General features: G+C 38.9%; 16 protein-coding genes. 12 read left to right on the forward strand and 4 right to left on the reverse strand.

Annotated features, from left to right (window positions below):
- Positions 1-113: 113 nt before the first annotated feature.
- The 5 genes from BUC01_RS06355 to BUC01_RS06375 all read left to right on the forward strand — a co-directional run bounded on the left by BUC01_RS06355 (position 114) and on the right by BUC01_RS06375 (position 4,435).
- Entirely contained in the window at positions 114-830 is a 717-nt protein-coding gene (locus tag BUC01_RS06355; RefSeq protein ID WP_025833402.1) for a glycosyltransferase family 2 protein, read from the forward strand.
- A 122-nt stretch (positions 831-952) separates the two neighbouring features.
- Entirely contained in the window at positions 953-1,729 is a 777-nt protein-coding gene (locus BUC01_RS06360) for a lipopolysaccharide kinase InaA family protein (RefSeq protein WP_369862716.1), read from the forward strand.
- A 14-nt stretch (positions 1,730-1,743) separates the two neighbouring features.
- Complete coding sequence (locus BUC01_RS06365; RefSeq protein ID WP_073313066.1) at positions 1,744-2,643, forward strand: glycosyltransferase family 2 protein; 900 nt, start codon at positions 1,744-1,746, stop codon at positions 2,641-2,643.
- Between the two features lie 25 nt (positions 2,644-2,668).
- Positions 2,669-3,514, forward strand: coding sequence for an alpha-1,2-fucosyltransferase (locus BUC01_RS06370; RefSeq protein WP_025833398.1), 846 nt, complete (start codon positions 2,669-2,671; stop codon positions 3,512-3,514).
- A gap of 12 nt (positions 3,515-3,526) precedes the next feature.
- Complete coding sequence (locus BUC01_RS06375; RefSeq protein WP_025833397.1) at positions 3,527-4,435, forward strand: glycosyltransferase family 2 protein; 909 nt, start codon at positions 3,527-3,529, stop codon at positions 4,433-4,435.
- Positions 4,436-4,796: 361 nt separating this feature from the next.
- Here BUC01_RS06375 and glf read toward each other — a convergent pair whose 3' ends face one another.
- A complete protein-coding gene (glf, locus tag BUC01_RS06380; protein ID WP_025833395.1) occupies positions 4,797-5,918 on the reverse strand; it encodes a UDP-galactopyranose mutase in 1,122 nt (373 codons plus the stop codon).
- 218 nt (positions 5,919-6,136) lie between these two features.
- On the opposite strand from glf, the gene BUC01_RS06385 reads away from it, so the two are divergent.
- The 6 genes from BUC01_RS06385 (at position 6,137) to BUC01_RS06410 (ending at position 12,215) form a co-directional block, all read left to right on the forward strand.
- Positions 6,137-7,021 (forward strand): beta-1,6-N-acetylglucosaminyltransferase, encoded by an 885-nt coding sequence (locus BUC01_RS06385; RefSeq protein ID WP_073313067.1) that lies wholly within the window; start codon positions 6,137-6,139, stop codon positions 7,019-7,021.
- 73 nt (positions 7,022-7,094) lie between these two features.
- Entirely contained in the window at positions 7,095-8,105 is a 1,011-nt protein-coding gene (locus tag BUC01_RS06390; RefSeq protein ID WP_051568827.1) for a glycosyltransferase family 2 protein, read from the forward strand.
- Positions 8,098-9,201 carry a glycosyltransferase WbsX family protein gene (locus BUC01_RS06395; protein ID WP_073313068.1) on the forward strand — a complete coding sequence of 368 codons (1,104 nt, stop codon included), beginning with the start codon at positions 8,098-8,100 and terminating at the stop codon, positions 9,199-9,201. The genes BUC01_RS06390 and BUC01_RS06395 overlap by 8 nt, the downstream gene beginning before the upstream one ends.
- Positions 9,194-10,195 (forward strand): glycosyltransferase family 2 protein, encoded by a 1,002-nt coding sequence (locus BUC01_RS06400; protein WP_051568826.1) that lies wholly within the window; start codon positions 9,194-9,196, stop codon positions 10,193-10,195. Before BUC01_RS06395 ends, BUC01_RS06400 begins: the two co-directional genes overlap by 8 nt.
- Positions 10,196-10,233: 38 nt before the next feature.
- A complete protein-coding gene (locus BUC01_RS06405; protein ID WP_025833388.1) occupies positions 10,234-11,373 on the forward strand; it encodes a glycosyltransferase in 1,140 nt (379 codons plus the stop codon).
- Between the two features lie 29 nt (positions 11,374-11,402).
- Positions 11,403-12,215, forward strand: coding sequence for a glycosyltransferase family 2 protein (locus BUC01_RS06410; protein WP_025833386.1), 813 nt, complete (start codon positions 11,403-11,405; stop codon positions 12,213-12,215).
- On the opposite strand, the gene BUC01_RS06415 is transcribed toward BUC01_RS06410, so the two are convergent.
- Genes BUC01_RS06415 through BUC01_RS06425 form a run of 3 tightly spaced genes read right to left on the reverse strand, consistent with a single transcriptional unit; the run spans position 12,208 to position 15,464 of the window.
- Positions 12,208-13,320 (reverse strand): glycosyltransferase family 4 protein, encoded by a 1,113-nt coding sequence (locus BUC01_RS06415; protein ID WP_025833384.1) that lies wholly within the window; start codon positions 13,318-13,320, stop codon positions 12,208-12,210. The two genes, BUC01_RS06410 and BUC01_RS06415, sit on opposite strands and share 8 nt — an antisense overlap.
- Positions 13,317-14,456, reverse strand: coding sequence for a glycosyltransferase family 4 protein (locus BUC01_RS06420; RefSeq protein ID WP_025833381.1), 1,140 nt, complete (start codon positions 14,454-14,456; stop codon positions 13,317-13,319). Before BUC01_RS06420 ends, BUC01_RS06415 begins: the two co-directional genes overlap by 4 nt.
- Positions 14,457-14,492: 36 nt before the next feature.
- Positions 14,493-15,464: a hypothetical protein gene (locus BUC01_RS06425; protein WP_025833379.1), complete on the reverse strand. Its 972-nt coding sequence runs from the start codon at positions 15,462-15,464 to the stop codon at positions 14,493-14,495.
- Between the two features lie 479 nt (positions 15,465-15,943).
- Here BUC01_RS06425 and BUC01_RS06430 point away from each other — a divergent pair, with 479 nt between their 5' ends.
- The gene (locus tag BUC01_RS06430) at positions 15,944-17,785 is read left to right on the forward strand and encodes an ABC transporter ATP-binding protein (RefSeq protein ID WP_073313069.1); all 1,842 of its coding nucleotides are present in this window, start codon (positions 15,944-15,946) and stop codon (positions 17,783-17,785) included.
- Position 17,786: the final 1 nt, after the last annotated feature.

Below are 17,786 nucleotides of genomic sequence, written 5' to 3' on the forward strand. Positions count from 1 at the left end.
AAAGTTAGTTATAAAAGCGGTAAACTGTTTGGCTGTGTGCCAAATAATACATAACTTTGTCAACTTGTACAAATATCACGGTTTGTAGAATAAAGAAAAAACAGTTATAAGGAATGAAGTGTATCCATATCATTACGCCTGTAAAGGACTCCATAGAATTGACTTTACAGACGGTAGATGCTATTATGGCATCTGACTTTAAAACTCCTTTTACCTATACCATTTATAATGATTTCAGTACGGAGGAGAATACGGCCAGATTGCAGGAAGCTTCCGCAAGACTGGGCTTTGAACTGGTGAATCTTGCGGATATCACAAATCATCCTTCGCCTAATTATTTGCAGGTTCTGCAAATGGCGCAAGAGCGGGCTGTTGCGGAAGAGGCCGGACTGATTATAGTGGAGTCTGATGTCGTAGTGAAGAACAATACTTTGCAGGCGTTGTTCGATGGCGCTTTGGAAAGGGGAGATTGCGGCATTGCCGCTGCTGTCACCGTAGATGAGAAGGGGGAGATAAACTATCCCTATTTGTTTGCAAAAGGACGCGAAAACCAGGTGTTTCCTGAGAAAAAGCATTGTAGCTTCTGTTGCTCGCTCCTGACGTTGAAGTTTCTCCGTTCCTTTGATTTCCATCAGTTAGACCCTGAAAAGAACTGGCATGATGTGACCATTTCTCATCAGTCGTTGAAAGAGGGATTCCAGAATTATCTGTTTACTACACTTCCTGTGTGGCACCGTCCACATGGCAGTCGTCCGTGGAAACAATTGAAATATAAGAATCCGTTGAAGTATTATTGGTTGAAATATACAAAGGGGCTGGATAAGATTTGAGCATTGTTCCGCTTTTTGTAAAAGTTTGGATGTATTTTAAATATTACTTATATTTGTTGCGAATTCCGTTGTCTCTAATGCTGTGAGATGACATTGTCTATAAAGACTTAGATAGATTTATTATGATAAAAGAGCAGGGGCTGATGGCCGCTATATATCGTTTTTTTCATCCATGTGTATTGGCTGTCCATCCGGATTATAAGGATTTGGAGTGTTTCATCAAATCGTTGTCAGCGCGTTTCCTTAGAGGTGAAGGCGTGGTGATTCATAAAGGGCGCAATGAACTGAGAAAGATGGAATGTGGAGGGCGGACTTATGTGGTGAAATCGTTCCACCAGCCCAATCTGATAAATCGTTTTATCTATGGGATTTTTCGTGCCTCAAAGGCAAAACGCTCCTATTTGTATGCGAAGCGCTTTCTTGAAATGGGGGTCGGAACTCCACAGCCGGTGGCTTGGATGGATGAACGTTCCGGACTTTCGTTTAATAGAAGTTATTATGTCAGCTGTTTGTCCACATGTCCTTATATTTATTCTGATTTATTTGAACGGCAAATTGATTATTCTGAAGAGGTATTGCGGGCTATCGGACGGACTACTGCTATTCTGCATGAAAATGGCTATGCGCATAAGGACTACGGTCGCGGGAATATTCTTTTTCAGAAGCAGGCCGATGGCACAATCAAGATAGAAATTGTAGATTTGAACCGGATGCATATCGGTCATGTAAGCATGAAAGCCGGTTGCAAGAACTTTGAGCGTTTGCCGGCTTCCCCTCAAATGCACCGGTATATGGCCGAAGAGTATGCCAAGATACGTGGTTTTGATGTTGAGAAGTGTTGTGAATTGATGGCTGCTTATCGGAGTAAGCAAACCGGAAAAATAGATGATCTTTATTAAGAAAGGAGTCTGCCATGAACATTATAGCCGTAGTGGTGACATATAACCGCTTAGACTTGCTGAAAAAGAATATATATTGTTTGCAACAAAATAAGCCGATATCTTCTATTGTAGTAGTAAATAATGGAAGTACGGATGGAACAGCTGAATGGTTGAAGGGGCAAACAGGGCTTATCGTTATTCATCAGTCGAATGTAGGAGGTGCGGGAGGATTCTATACAGGTATGGAGTATGCCTGCCGGGCCGGCGCAGACTGGATATGGTGTATGGATGATGATGTCTTTCCGCGGGCAGACTGTCTGGACGGACTGTTGGCTGAAGCCGGCCGTTCGGATATTGGTATTCTTGCTCCCCGCAGGCTTCAGGACGGCAAGCTTTTTACTCATGATTTCCAAGAATATAACCTGACAAATCCGTTCGCCTCAATGTATAGCAAGAAACTGGCGAAGCAAGTGGTGACCGGCCCTACCGAAATTAAGGGAACTGCATTTGAAGGACCACTTATACGGCGCGCGGTGGTTGAAAAGGTTGGACTTCCCAACAAAGAGCTCTTTATATTCTGCGATGATACGGATTATTGTTTTCGTACTGTGCAAGCCGGGTTTAAGATTGTATATGTCCCTACAGCTCTGATGGATAAAGAGAAATTCTTTTCAAATGACAGCTGGAGCGAGCGTGGCAAAAAGAAAAAATGGAAACGTTTTTATCAAATACGCAATTCTACTTATCTTAATCACCATTATGGGCGTAATGTGGCGGTCAGATATCTTCGTGGCTTTAATGGGGTGATGGGATATATTCTTGTAGCTTTGATTACCTCTCCCTTTGCGGATGCCTGGCGCTGGAGCGATGTCTCCAAATTATGGAAAGCGTATCGTGACGGTATACACGAAAAGCTTGGGATAATGAAGTAGGATATGTAAAAAAAACGATTGGGCGATGAGACTTATTAAAGTAACAGGTGGTTTAGGAAATCAAATGTTTATCTATGCTTTTTATCTGCGGATGAAGAAGCGTTTTCCAAAAGTGCGCATAGATCTTTCGGATATGGTTCATTATAAGGTGCACTATGGTTATGAGATGCATCGTGTGTTCAATCTTCCGCATACGGAATTCTGTATTAACCAGCCTTTGAAGAAGGTGATTGAATTCCTTTTTTTCAAGAAGATATATGAGCGTAAGCAAGATCCCAATAGTCTGCGGGCTTTTGAAAAGAAATATTTTTGGCCTTTACTCTATTTTAAAGGCTTTTATCAGTCCGAACGGTTTTTTGCGGATATAAAGGATGATGTGCGGGAAGCTTTTACTTTTGATAAACGGAATGCTAACGAGCGGAGCCTCCGGCTGCTGGAACAGATCGGGTCGGATGCGAATGCCGTGTCTTTACATATCCGTCGGGGCGACTATCTGCTGCCGAAACATTGGGAAACCACAGGAAGTATATGCCAGTTGCCTTATTATCAGAATGCTATAGCCGAGATGAATCAGCGGATGAATCATCCTTCTTATTATGTGTTCTCGGACGACATACCCTGGGTTAGGGAGAACCTTCCGCTGGAGAATGTTGTTTATGTTGACTGGAATAAGGGTGAGGACAGCTGGCAGGATATGATGTTGATGAGTTGTTGTCGCCACCATATTATTTGCAACAGCACATTCAGTTGGTGGGGAGCCTGGCTGAATCCTCGTGAGGATAAGATTGTCATTGCTCCGAACCGTTGGTTCCGTCATTGTGAGACTCCGAATATTTACCCTGCCGGTTGGTTAACCGTAGCAATCAATTAATGCCTGTAAACGATGAGTTTGTATTTATTGAAAAAGGTAGGTTTTGCCCTCGCCGAAAGTTTTAAGGCTTTTCGGCTAACCCCTTCTCCACGGCTGATAATGACGCTGCTGGTGAAGAATGAGGAGGATGTGTTGGAGGATAATCTATTGTTCCATAAAGCGATGGGGGTAGATGGGTTTATCATTACCGACAATAATTCTACGGATCGCACTTCGGAGATTATCCGGAAATACAAAGAAAAAGGCTGGGTGAAAGAAGTCATCGAAGAAACAGCCACTAACTATGAGCAGAAAGAATGGGTGGACCGTATGATTTGGAAAGCCAAAACTGTTTATAAAGCTGACTGGGTGATTAATGCCGATGCAGACGAATTGTGGTATTCGCCTTCCGGTAATCTTAAGACGGAATTATCCGCCACTCATGTCAATGTGCTGAATTGTGAGATGAGAAGCGTTTATCCGGAAGAAGGCAAGCCCTTCTGGCAATGGGATAAAATGGTGAAGGCGGTTTCCGAGCCGGAGTTATATGATTTGTCTCTTTATTCTTTGTTCGAACGTCAGAACAAGAAAGTTATTCATCGTGCCACTTGTTACCTTCAGATTTCTATGGGAAATCATAAGGTGACTATGTTTCCTAAACGGTCGGAGTTTGGGAAGATACGCGTCTACCATTACAATATACGTGGCAAGCAGCACTTTATGGAGAAGATGATAAATGGCGGCAAGCAGTTGGAGCAGCATAGCAGCAAGCATGGTGGTCGCCACTGGCGTTACTTTTACCAGTTGTACAAAGAGGGCAAGCTGGAAATGGAATATGAACGCGTCATAGGAAGCCCGACTTTTGACAAACTCTGCAAGGATGGATTTATTTATGTGGATACTACCATACCGGAGTTCTTTAAGAAGATTTGTAAAGATTAGCAGAACTCCTTTCTAAACGCATGGGCGTTTAAAAAACACTTACGGACCGATTATAAATATAAATTCTGAAGTAAGGCTGAAAGGATGAGGAATTTAAGAGGTATCGAATATTATTATGGGTAATGAGTAAACTTTGTATCATCCATTCGGATTATCCGCTTTTGAACTATATTATTGGCGGTATTGAACATCCGGATATTCAAACCATTTGTTTGAAACACATAAGGAATACTTTTTGGCGGAGCTGTATGCGAAGGTTTTGCCTTATGGGTGGCTTGTGGTGGTTGCAGCGCTGGAGGTATATAGATAAAGAAGCATTGGAACAATAATCTGCTATTGCAGAAGATTCCAAGGTAATTGTTTATTGTGCGGATATGATTCTTGAATCTTTCCATAGTTTTAGTGCCGCTGCCACTGTATCATCCATATCGGCGTATGTATATTGAGCCAGCCTTCCTCCGAACAATACGTTTTTCTCTTTTTGTGCAAGTGCCTGATACTTTTTGAATATTTTAGTATTGTCTTCGTCGTTTACGGGATAATAGGGCTCTTTCCCTTTTTCAAAATCATCGGGATATTCATAGGTGATGATTGTGGAGGGTTGCTTGCCAAACTCAAAATGTTTGTGCTCAATGATACGGGTGTAGGGTATTTCGCGTGCTGTATAATTGACAACTGCATTTCCTTGGAAATCTTCGATATCTTTTAGATGTTTATGCTCAAAACGCAGGCTACGATATTCTAAGGGGCCACAGACGTAATTAAAATACTCATCTATGCAGCCAGTGTAAAGCACTTTTTCGGCTAAGGCATCTAATTCCTGACGATGTTCTATATAATCTACTCCTATACGGACGTCAATACCTTTCAATAAAGCATTGATGAGGCAATTGTAGCCTCCGATAGGAATGCCTTGGTATGGATCGTTGAAATAATTATTATCGAAAACGAAACGGAAAGGAATGCGTTTGATGATAAATGCCGGAAGTTCTGTTGCGGCACGCCCCCATTGCTTTTCCGTATATCCCTTTATCAAGCGCTGATAGATATCTTTTCCACAAAGCTTAAGGGCTTGTTCTTCCAGATTTTGAGGATTGGTGATGTATTCGTATTCCTTGCATTGTTCTTTTATCTTGGCTTTGGCTTCATCGGGAGTGCGCACTCCCCAAAGCTGATAGAATGTATTCATATTGAAGGGAAGGTTATATAACTTTCCTTCATAATTGGCTATCGGTGAATTGGTGTAACGATTAAACTCGACAAGTTGGTTTACATATTGCCATACCTCTTTGTTGTCCGTATGGAATATGTGCGCGCCATATTTATGTACATGTATACCGGCTATTTCTTCGCAGTAGATATTTCCACCCGTGTGCGTGCGTTTTTCTACGACCAGACAACGCTTTCCGGCTTTTTGCGCTTCATGGGCAAATACTGCTCCGAACAAGCCGCTGCCGACAATCAGATAATCATACTGTTTCATTCTTTTCGGTATTATGTTTATTGTATCTCGCAAAGATAACTTAAAAAGCTACAAATCCCAAAAGATCGGATTGCGCTCATGAAAAAAAGATAATTTCTCCTCTTTATAGATAAATTTCCGCCTCTTGATATAAAATATTTCTCTAAAAATGAACATGGTATCGAAATATAGTGTATTTTTGTAATAATATAGCCTAGACATATTTTAGAAATTTTCTAATGAAGCATGCTTATTTAATAATTGCACACAATGAGTACCCAGTATTGAAGAGCCTTTTAACGATGCTCGACGATGAACGGAATGATATCTATCTGTACATAGATCGTCGTTCCAGAGCATTACGTAAAAAAATGCGGGACTATCAAATGTTAAAGGCACAGTTTCATCTTGTATCTGCTCCTATCAAACTTTATTGGGGGGACATCAGTCTTGTTGAGGCGGAATTCATATTGATGGAGGCCGCTGTGGAGCATGGCGCCTATTCCTACTACCATTTACTGTCCGGTGCTGATCTTCCTATTAAGAGTCAGGACTACATTCACGACTTCTTCCGGCAAAACGCTGGGAAAGAATTTGTGGGCTACTGGCAAAGTTCGGAACATCAGAAAGATTTGGACCGGAAAATATCCCGCTATTATCTGTTCACCAAGAGTTTACGCCCTAGTGACAAATGGCATGCTCTTACCGTACCCTTTTATAACTTTGCATTGATTCTGCAAAAATTGATTCACTTCCGCAGGAAGCGGGAAATGGGATTCCAGAAAGGTTCGCAATGGTTTAGCATTACTCATGACTTCTGCCAGTATTTGGTCAAGGAAAAGGCTTTCGTTTTGAAGCGCTTTAAGTACACTTTGTGCCCTGATGAAATATTTGTGCAAACCATTTTATGGAATTCTCCTTATAAAGGCAACATTTATCACGTTGACGATGACAATGAAGGGAATATGCGCCTAATTGACTGGAAACGAGGCGCTCCTTATGTCTGGCGCAGACAAGATTATGAAGAGCTCATTCATTCGAATCAGCTCTTTGCCCGTAAATTCAGTTCCGATCAAATGGAGATAGTGAATCTGATAATGGAGAAATTTATGAATGACAAGTGATATAAAGTCCTCTTTGTGCAATGATTCATTACTATATTTTATATCTTTGCCTTAGAATGTAATCAAAATTCATATGAATAATTCTCCTTTAATTAGTATTATTACTCCTGTCTATAATGTTGAACGGTATCTGGTTCAATGTATCGAATCCATTATTGCCCAAACATTTCAAGAATGGGAGTTGTTGCTTATTGATGATGGCTCTACAGATAAATCAGGAGCTATTTGCGATGAGTATGCGTTGAAAGATGAGAGGATTCGTGTATTACATAAGGAAAACTCCGGACAAGCTGATAGCCGTAATGTGGCATTGCAACATGCAAAGGCTGACCTGATTGGTTTTGTGGACAGTGATGATTGGATAGAAGCTGATATGTATGATATATTGTATCATACACTTGTGAATAATCAAGCGGATATTTCGATTTGCGGATATTATTGGGATTATAAGGACCGTATGGAGGCATCATGTTCTGGTGGTGGTATTACGGTTTATAATTGCAATGAAGCATTGAATCTTATATTGGAAGATAAGGAAATTAAGAGTTTTCTTTGGGATAAGTTGTTTTGCCGGAAAGTGATAACAGACTTGTTGCCAAAATCTTTTTATTATGAGGATTATGCAACTCTGTTTAAGTGGTTCATTAAAGCAGAAAAGATTGTATGCTGTTGGAAACCTGAATATCACTATCGCCAGCGTAAGGGAAGTACTGATCATGACAGGGATCCATTAAAGAAGTATCATTTTTTTGTTGCCGAGCAGGAAAGGTATCATTATTTGCGTGAACACAGATTATTGCCGGAAAGGTTAGAGGAATTTGCAGCTAAGGTTGTGATGATAGGAGTTCAAGAAACGAAGGGTATAGCTCGATATGCGAAAGATCGAACGAAAGCCTTTTATTATATTCAGAAAATCAGGTTGGAACTTCGACAATATTTGCCGGTAGATTATAGATATCTTGGCATAAAGAGGTATGTCCGGTTATGGAAATTACAACATTTCCTTTCATGGTATGTTTGGTCGATGCGATTCAGTGAATTGTTTAAATTTGGAAACAGAAGTAAGGGAAACTATTATGAGTAATGATATTAATTCGGCAAGAGTGATTGCCTTTTATTTACCTCAATTTCATCCAGTACCAGAAAATGACGAGTGGTGGGGAAAGGGGTTTACGGAATGGACAAATGTTGGAAAAGCACGTTCTTTATTTCCTGGGCATTATCAGCCTAAGGTGCCGGCAGATTTAGGTTATTATGATTTACGGGTTTCTGAAACTCGTAAGGCACAAGCTGATATGGCACGGGAGTATGGAATAGAAGGCTTTTGCTATTGGCACTATTGGTTTGGCAATGGAAAACGTTTGTTGGAGCGTCCATTCAATGAAGTGTTGGCTTCAGGTGAACCGGATTTTCCTTTTTGTTTGGCATGGGCTAATGAGTCGTGGAGAGGTTATTACCATGGAATAAAGGCTAAGGAAACGTTAATAGATCAATTATATCCAGGTGAGGAAGATTATATTGCACATTTTAATGCGGTGCTTCCGGCATTTAAAGATAAACGTTATATAACGGTGGATGGTAAGCCTTTATTTATGATTTATCATCCTTTTGATAATCAAATGGAAATCAATACCTTTATAAAGTTGTGGCGTGAACTGGCTGTGCAGAATGGATTAGAAGGAATCTTCTTTGTGGGGCAGACTTATCATTTGGATGACGAAAAGGCTGATTTGGAGGATATGGATTTTGATGCTATCAATGTGGTACGTTTGTTTGATTATGAGCGGAAGCAGCGAAGCCTTTACAGACGTGCCCGTCGTTGGCATAATTGGTTGGGACTTCCGTGGATTGTTAGTTATGAAAAGGTTAGTCGCTTTTTTGTCGCTGATGAAGAGAGTGATGAGAAGATTATTCCCACAATTATTCCTAACTGGGATCATTCCCCCCGTTCGGGGAAGCAAGGTTTGGTATTGCATCGTTCGGAACCTGAATATTTTGGGCGTCACATGAAGGACGTAATGGCATGCCTTGGGAAAAAAACATTGGAACATCGCCTCGCTTTTGTGAAATCATGGAATGAGTGGGCGGAAGGAAATTATCTGGAACCGGATTTGCGGTATGGAAGAAGTTATTTGGAGGTCATAAAAGAATGTGTTGTAAAAGAGTGTCGGGATGTATGATATGAAAACTCCTTTAGTTAGTGTGATTGTTCCCAATTACAATTATGCGGAATATCTGCCCTTACGTATTGATTCGATTTTAAGTCAAAGTTTTCATGATTTTGAATTAATATTATTAGATGATGCTTCTTCTGATAATAGTGTAGAGGTATTAAAGCAGTATCAAGAGATAGATAGACGGGTTAGTCATGTTATAGTGAATGAACATAACTCAGGTAGTCCTTTTAAGCAGTGGCAAAAAGGAATAGAACTTGCTAAAGGAAAATATATTTGGATTGCCGAGAGTGATGATTATGCTGATGCTTCTTTTTTGGACAAGACTGTTACTTTGTTGGAAGAATATCCTATGGCGGTGTATTGCTTTACAGGATCTTATATTGTGGATGAAATAGGCAATATTCTTGATAAAGATATGGATCATTGGACTAAAAAGCAACGGAATAATCCTAAAAAATACAAACTGTTCTCGGGTGTGGATTATGTTGCAGGAAATCTGTATTGGACTAATTATGTCTATAATGCAAGCGGTGTTCTTTTTCGGAAAGCCTCTTTCTTGAAATTGGTTGATGATAGGTGGAGTTCAATGCGTTACTGCGGCGATTGGTGGTTTTGGACTTTTCTGGCGTTACAGGGGGATGTGATAGAATTATATGAACGTTTGAATTATTTTAGGAAGCATTTGAATAGCGTTACGGTAGATTCTAAACAAAGTGATGAAGCGTATGCTGCATGTATGAAAGAATGTATGAATTTCACATGGGCTGTTGAAGACTGCTTATCGTTTAGTATGTATAAGCGTTTGCTTTGTTATGGTAATTATTACAAAATGTTTAGGCGGCAGGATATCGGAGATGGGATTAGAAAGGAATTATTGGAAAAACTGAATAATCGGTGCTGTATATTAAAAGTTGCCTATTATTTAGAGCGCGTTAATAAAGCTTTGTCCGGCATATTTCCACTCTTGAATAGGATAAAAGCGGAAAGGTGTTGTTAAAATTGAAAGAAAAAATTAAATCATAAACTTGCTGCACTATGAAATTGGTATTTCTTTCACATGAAAGTAATTGTACGGGAGGAGCTCAAAAATGTTTGTTAGACTTATTGAAGGGTATCAAATATAATCATCCGGAGTGGCAAATTTATATGGTGTTTCCCGGTCAAGGTGATTTGATTGATGCTTGTTCCGATTATATCAATGGTTATAAGATACTCCGGATGAGATGGTGGCTGATTGGGGAAAGTGAGCGTATAACCATGTGTGACAAACTTGTATATATTCGTAGATTATTTAAATACTCAATAAAGTTAGTTCGCTATTTGAAACAGATAAAACCAGATTATGGAATAACAAATACAATTGTGCTCCCTCATCTGGCGGTTGCCTGTAAGCTGCTGAAAATTAGGCATTGTTGGTTCATTCATGAGATACCTAGTGCAACATGGGCCAATAATCGTTTTATATTTAAATCTCAGTCTATTTTTAAATTGATCAATAAGTTATCTGCAAAAGTTTTGGTTACTTCTGAATATGCGAAACTCTATTATCAGAATGCAATGACGAGTGATAAGGTTCATTCAATAACTCAGGCTGTTGAGTTACAACCTGTTTCTGGGATAAATAAGAATCGAAATTTGCATGACTGGTATACATTGTTGCTGATGGGGGCCTTTGATTCAAATAAGGGACAAATGGAGTTATTACAGGCGGTAAGGAATATTGTAGATAAAGGTAAAGATATTTATTGTTATTTGGTTGGCCCTGATTATGGATTCATGTCTATATGTGAAGATTATGTAAAGAATAATAAGTTAACCGGTCATGTAAAAATAGTGCCTTTTGTTAAGCTGGTATATCCATATTACTATTTGGCAGATGTACTGATGGTTTGTTCAACTCTTGAAACCTTCGGTAGGGTTGCTGTTGAGGGGCAAAAATGTGGATTGCCGGTGATTCTTTCTGATGTAGGCGCTAATCCTGAACGTATTGAAAATGGGGTGAATGGTCTGTTATATCAAAAAGGCAATATTGAAGACTTGGTAGAAAAGATAGAAAGACTTAGGGATGCAACTGTTAGAAAAAGATTCTCAGCGAATATAGATTTTACTATGTTAGAAAATAAATATAGTATTGATAATTTTACCTCAACTTTTAGCAAGTTGTTGGAACTCTAATTACTAAAAACAACTTTAAATGTCATAAAATGAAACTGTCTATTATTACGATTAATTATAATAATGCCATCGGTTTGAAGAAGACCATTGAAAGTATTGTTGAGCAAACCTATCATGAATTTGAATATATTGTGATAGATGGAGGTAGCAATGATGATAGTAAAAAAGTTATTCTTGAAAATCAAAATAATATTTCTGACTGGTGTTCTGAAAAAGATGCAGGAATTTATAATGCCATGAATAAGGGAATATTGAAAGCGACGGGAGAGTACTTGCTGTTTTTGAATTCAGGTGATTATTTGCATGATACTACTGTGCTGGAAGAAATAGTCACAACTTTATCAGGTGAAGATATTATTTACGGAGATTTACTTTATATTGAAAATGGCGTAAAGAAAGATACTTGCGTTTATCCTTCTGTTTTGGATTTAGATTATTTTCTGGAATACTCATTGGGGCATCCTGCTTCTTTCATTAAGAAAAGCTTGTTCCAAAACTCTCTTTATTCTGAAACTTTAAAGATAGTTTCTGACTGGGAATTCTTTCTAAAGAAAATAGTATTGGAATCAGTTTCCTATAAACATATAGATAGGGTTATAGCTGATTTTGATATGGGAGGTATTAGTTCCCAATCTATAGACTTATGTAATGAAGAACGGGAATGGGTGATGCATAAGTATTTTCCAGGTATGTTGTATGACACCTTACAGTCGGCGGCAAAGATGCGGAAGCAGCCTTTATACAAGCTCTTCTGTGAAATAAGTGCAACTCATCGTTTTCAATATAGAATAAAACCGATTATTAATTTTTTATTTAGATTGAATCAGTGTTTTTCTAAATAGTTTTTCTGTTTATTACCTTTTGATATACTTCTTTTGTTTGTTGGGCTGCTTTTTCCCAAGAGTATAATTTGAGTTGTTCTTGTCCTTTATGGATAAGTTCTGCTCGCAGAGTGTAGTCGTATATAACATTAGCGACGGTGTCTGCCATCTCTGCTTCTGAATATGGATTGAAATATGCAGCAGCATCTGATGCTATTTCAGGAAAACAGCTGGCGTTACTTATGATAGCTGGGCAATGACAGGCATATGCTTCTAGGATAGGAATACCAAAACCTTCGTAGAGTGATGGAAAGACGAATGCTTTCGCCTGATTGTAGAGTGTATAAAGCATGGTATCAGAAGCTTGAATATTTATAATTCTTCCTTGGATGTTTAGTGTTTCAAACAATTTCTTTTCATCTTTAGAAAAGGGGCTGCCTGTACAAATTGCATATAATTCTTTATCTTTTAAGCTCAATAAAGAGAAGGCTTTGGCGAAGCGGTCAAAGTTCTTATAGGGATATCTGGTACCAACATATAGTATATAGTTTTTGGGAAGTGTCGCATCTGTCTTGTGGGCAGGTTCCTGCATATTTGTTCCATGATATATAACGTCAATCTTTTCCGGTGCAATGTGTAGCAGTTCTATTATGTCTTGCTTAGTGTTTTGGCTTATTGCAATGATTCTATCAGCCCGTGTAATAACCTTTTTCTTTTGTTCGAAGATAGTTTCTCTTTGCTCCTTTGAAAAGAATTCGGGTAGCCTTTCATAGATCATGTCATGTACTGTGATGACATAGGGATTGTTTCCTATCCAATCCAGAAAATATGGTTCATAATAAGTTGCATGTAGCAAATATGACGAAGATGATTTGAGTAAATGCTCAGAAAATTGTTTGTTCTTTTGCAGTAGTTTATACTTGTATTTATTGAATATCCATTGAGGAATGGGGCGACGATACTTACAGAGCTTGGAATCTTTTAGGTAGATATTGTCTGAATACCGTACTGAAATATCGAAAGATATGTTCATTCTAGGAATTATTTCACAGAAATATCGTGATATGCCTCCGAACTTTTGCATATCAAATACTTGTGAGTCATATAGAATGTATGGTTGTTTCATACTTTATGAGTGTTTATATTTTCAATGATACTTTTAAAACATGTTGACCATCTATCCCAGTTAAGTCTTTCTTTATATAAGATTACTGCTGTTTTATGCATTTGATCCAGCTTTTTTGTTGTGACACAGTCTTTTATTTGTTCTGCAAATTCATTAGCATTGCATTTCAATGGCAAACGATAACCATTTATTTCATTAATTACATAGTTTCCTACTCCACCGGTATCATATGTAAAGATGGGTAGACCATAAGCGGATGCTTCGGCAAATACGATACCAGCGCATTCCGCTTTGGTAGGCAATATAAATATGTCTGAGGAGGAAATGATTTGAATAAATTTTCGATATTCTTCTTCTTTGTTTTTGTTTAAGAAACCAATAAAATCAACATATGGAAGCTCCTTGTACTTTTGAGGGAAGTCCATTGGACCTGCTATATGAATTATATTTTTGATACCTTGGTCATTTAGGATTTTTGATGTCTCTATGGCTATGTCTCCTCCTTTTCGTTTCCAGTCTACTCCTAAAAATAAAAGGTGCAGAGTATCCTCTTTATCTTTGATCTTATGAATATATGGTCTGGTGATGTTTGCTCCAAATTCTATAATGGAGATTTTATTTTGGGGAATCCCGTAATCCTTTACGGCACTTTGTTTAGCCCAGTCGGATGCATGGATGATATGTGTGGCTTTGGTTAATGCCTTTTTTTCTATTTTGTTCCCTTCTGTAATGTTGAAAGAGAACAAGTTCGATAATTCGTCATAATAGTTGTAAATAGCCTTAAATGTGGCATCTGCCAAATATATAATGGGTTTATCTGTCTTTAGCTTATATATTGCAGTACAACCTGGAGAGAACAAGATGTCAACTCTTTGAATACTTGTTTTGTCGATGTGGGTTAGATTGGCAGCCAGTATCGTATGTGCTATGGAGTAACGTTTACCAGAGTATTTTGATAAACTGTCAAGTAGTTTTTGGTAGTATTTTATCCATTTAGAAAATCTTGCTTTAATCCATATTACATTATATCCGGCTCCCTCAATACTTTTGTATAAATGATGTATTGTACCACTCCATGCTGTTTTATCCATTGGGTCAGCATAAGATATAAAACCTATAGTTATTTGTTTTTCCATTATTTAGTTAGTTCTGAGTTACGAAAGAATATGTTTCTACCAATAACATCCTGCCTCAATTTGCTGGGCCTTTTCAGGAGTTTCGGCTTCAGAAGGCTTGACCCAATATTCATTCATTAGTTGCGCATAATTGTAAGTTGCATTATAATGATTGTCTTCCCATCTGGCACCTCGTATTCCGAATAATAACTGTAGACTACCTCCCATGTGTACGGCCTTTTTGCCGCTACGTTTGATATGTGCGGCTAATGGTAGTCCATATGCTCCACAACCTAAAAGGCAAATATCATAATCCCTTTTATCGATTTCGCTTTTCATGAATTCTAGGGCATCAAACCAAGTATTAAATCTGCTGTCAATACGGTTACCGATTGTTTGAATAGCTTGAATCGTTTGTAAATTAAAAGTTGGTAAGATCCTAGAATCTTTGTGAATAAGTTCTTTTCTGAGATATTGCTTTTGTATAGTCTCTGCAAAAGGATGTACCACTAATACTTTTTGGTTTTCTAAAGCGACTGTCCATGGTGTATTACTCCAAAAAGGGTTATAAGGCTCAAAATCTATTTTATATGTATGCTGTAATTCTTTTGAAAAATATAGTTCTTCGTATCTCCAGGAAGCAAGTATGTCAATCAGAGACATATCTTCAATCATCATTTCAGAAAAGTGTTTTAATAGGTTGGGAGTTGCAGAAAAAAAACCGGCATTATTCTTCATTGCATATATTGTTTCTTTTTCCCACCACCAAGGGAGCGCTTCTCCTTTTATGTATCTTATGATTTTTCTTTTTTGATGAAAGATACCTAAATAGTTGGTTACACACCCAATTTCTACTGAGCCGAATCTTGAAAGCATACATGGCTCGGGTGATAATAACTTCTGCCTGATTTGGCTTGATATTATATTGGGATCTATTTCTTTGCATGGATTGCAATGCTGTGGCTCTCCATGCTTTCGAATATAGCGTTGGCGTAGCTTTTTTAGTAGTTTTATAAATATTTTCTGCATTGAACTAAAAATATAATTTTGTTATAGTTTATACAATGATAGGTATTTTGTAGCATATAATAGTGTATTTCTGTGTTAAAAAGTGTATCTACTTTTTTGCCATGTTGAGATTGGTATGAATGGTATTACTCAAATTGTAGTATCTGTAAAAAACTATATTCAGAAAAGTTTGCTTTGACACCTGAACTTACGGTTTTTGCTTTTTCTGGATTGTTGGTTTCTTATATTGAAGATAGGACAACTGTACTAAATATCGCTGTGGTGTTCCTTGAAGCCTGATTGTATTTCTTCATTATTATCCGTTTTTCTCGTACCTTTGTAGCAATCGCAACTATAAGCTGTAGCAGGGACAGATAGGCCTGCAAGGCTTGTTTGTTGGTGGGTGTGTATGGGTAAATCTCGTTAATATTAGCTATAACTTCTTTATCTTAAGGATTTTTCTTGTATCTTTGTCCCCCTAATTCGTTAAATGCCAAGCAATGAAGGAATTCCTGCAACTGATGCGACGTTTTGTGTCGCCTTATAAGAAGTATATAGGATGGGCAATCGTGCTCAACGTTTTATCGGCCGTTTTCAATGTATTCTCATTTACCTTGTTGATTCCTATTCTGAACATCCTGTTTAAGACAGGTGAAGGTGCAAAGGTATATCATTTTATGGAGTGGGGAAGTGAGGACCTGAAAGATGTGGCGATAAATAACTTCTATTACTATGTCACCCGCTTGATTGAAGTACACGGACCGATAATGACGCTTCTTTTTATGGGACTTTTCCTCGCTTTCATGACGATGTTGAAGACATCCTGTTACTTCGGCTCTTCAGCCGTCATGATTCCTTTGCGTACGGGAGTTGTTCGCGATATCCGTGTTATGGTTTATTCCAAAGTCATGCATCTGCCGCTCGGTTTCTTCTCTCAGGAGCGGAAAGGAGATATCATTGCCCGCATGAGTGGTGATGTGGGGGAAATCGAGAACTCCATTACCAGTTCGCTGGATTTGTTGCTAAAAAATCCTATCTTGATTTTGCTCTACTTCTCAACGCTTATTATCACCAGTTGGCAACTGACTTTATTCACTGTAGTCGTGCTTCCCGGAATGGGTTGGTTGATGGGTAAGGTCGGCAAGAAACTGAAACGTCAGTCGCTGGAGGCACAGGGCAAGTGGAGCGACACTATGTCTCAACTGGAAGAGACGTTGGGTGGTTTGCGCATCATCAAAGCCTTTATTGCTGAAGATAAGATGGTGGACCGCTTCACCAGATGCAGTAACGAATTGCGTGATGCAACTAATAGAGTAGCTATCCGTCAGGCCTTGGCTCACCCGATGAGTGAGTTTCTGGGAACGCTTCTCATTGTGCTGGTGCTTTGGTTTGGAGGTATGCTGATTTTAGGCGATGAACATTCTTCGCTGGAAGCTCCTACGTTCATTTTTTATATGGTTATTCTCTATAGCATCATTAATCCGCTGAAAGAGTTTGCGAAGGCAGGATACAATATTCCGAAAGGTTTGGCTTCTATGGAACGTGTGGACAAAATATTGAAAGCTGAAAACCCGATTAAAGAACCGGCAAACCCGAAACCTTTGCACGGGATGAACAGTAAGATAGAGTTTAAGAATGTCTCTTTCAGTTACGATGGTAAGCGGGAGGTCCTGAAACATATCGATCTTGTTGTTCCTAAGGGACAGACGATTGCACTGGTCGGACAGTCCGGTTCGGGTAAGTCTACGTTGGTAGATTTGCTGCCGCGTTATCATGACATACACTTCGGCGAGATTTTGATTGATGGTGTCAATATCAAGGATTTCCGTATTCACGACTTACGGGGATTGATAGGGAACGTAAATCAGGAAGCTATCCTGTTCAATGATACTTTCTTCAATAATATCGCTTTCGGTGTAGAGAATGCTACATTGGAACAAGTGATTGAAGCGGCAAAAATAGCCAATGCCCACGATTTCATCATGGAAACAGAGCAAGGGTACAATACGAATATCGGTGACCGTGGCGGCAGACTTTCCGGCGGACAGCGGCAACGTGTCAGTATTGCCCGTGCCATTCTGAAGAATCCGCCTATTCTTATTCTCGATGAAGCGACTTCTGCTCTTGATACAGAATCCGAACGTTTGGTGCAGGAGGCTTTGGAGCGTTTGATGAAGACTCGCACAACGATTGCTATTGCCCACCGCCTTTCTACCATAAAGAATGCGGATGAAATCTGTGTGCTTTATGAAGGAGAAATTGTGGAACGCGGAAGGCATGAAGCATTGCTGGAGAAAGATGGATATTACAAGCGTTTGAATGATATGCAGTCTCTGGCCTGAC

The organism is Bacteroides stercorirosoris, assembly GCF_900142015.1.
Classification (GTDB): Bacteria; Bacteroidota; Bacteroidia; order Bacteroidales; family Bacteroidaceae; genus Bacteroides; species Bacteroides stercorirosoris.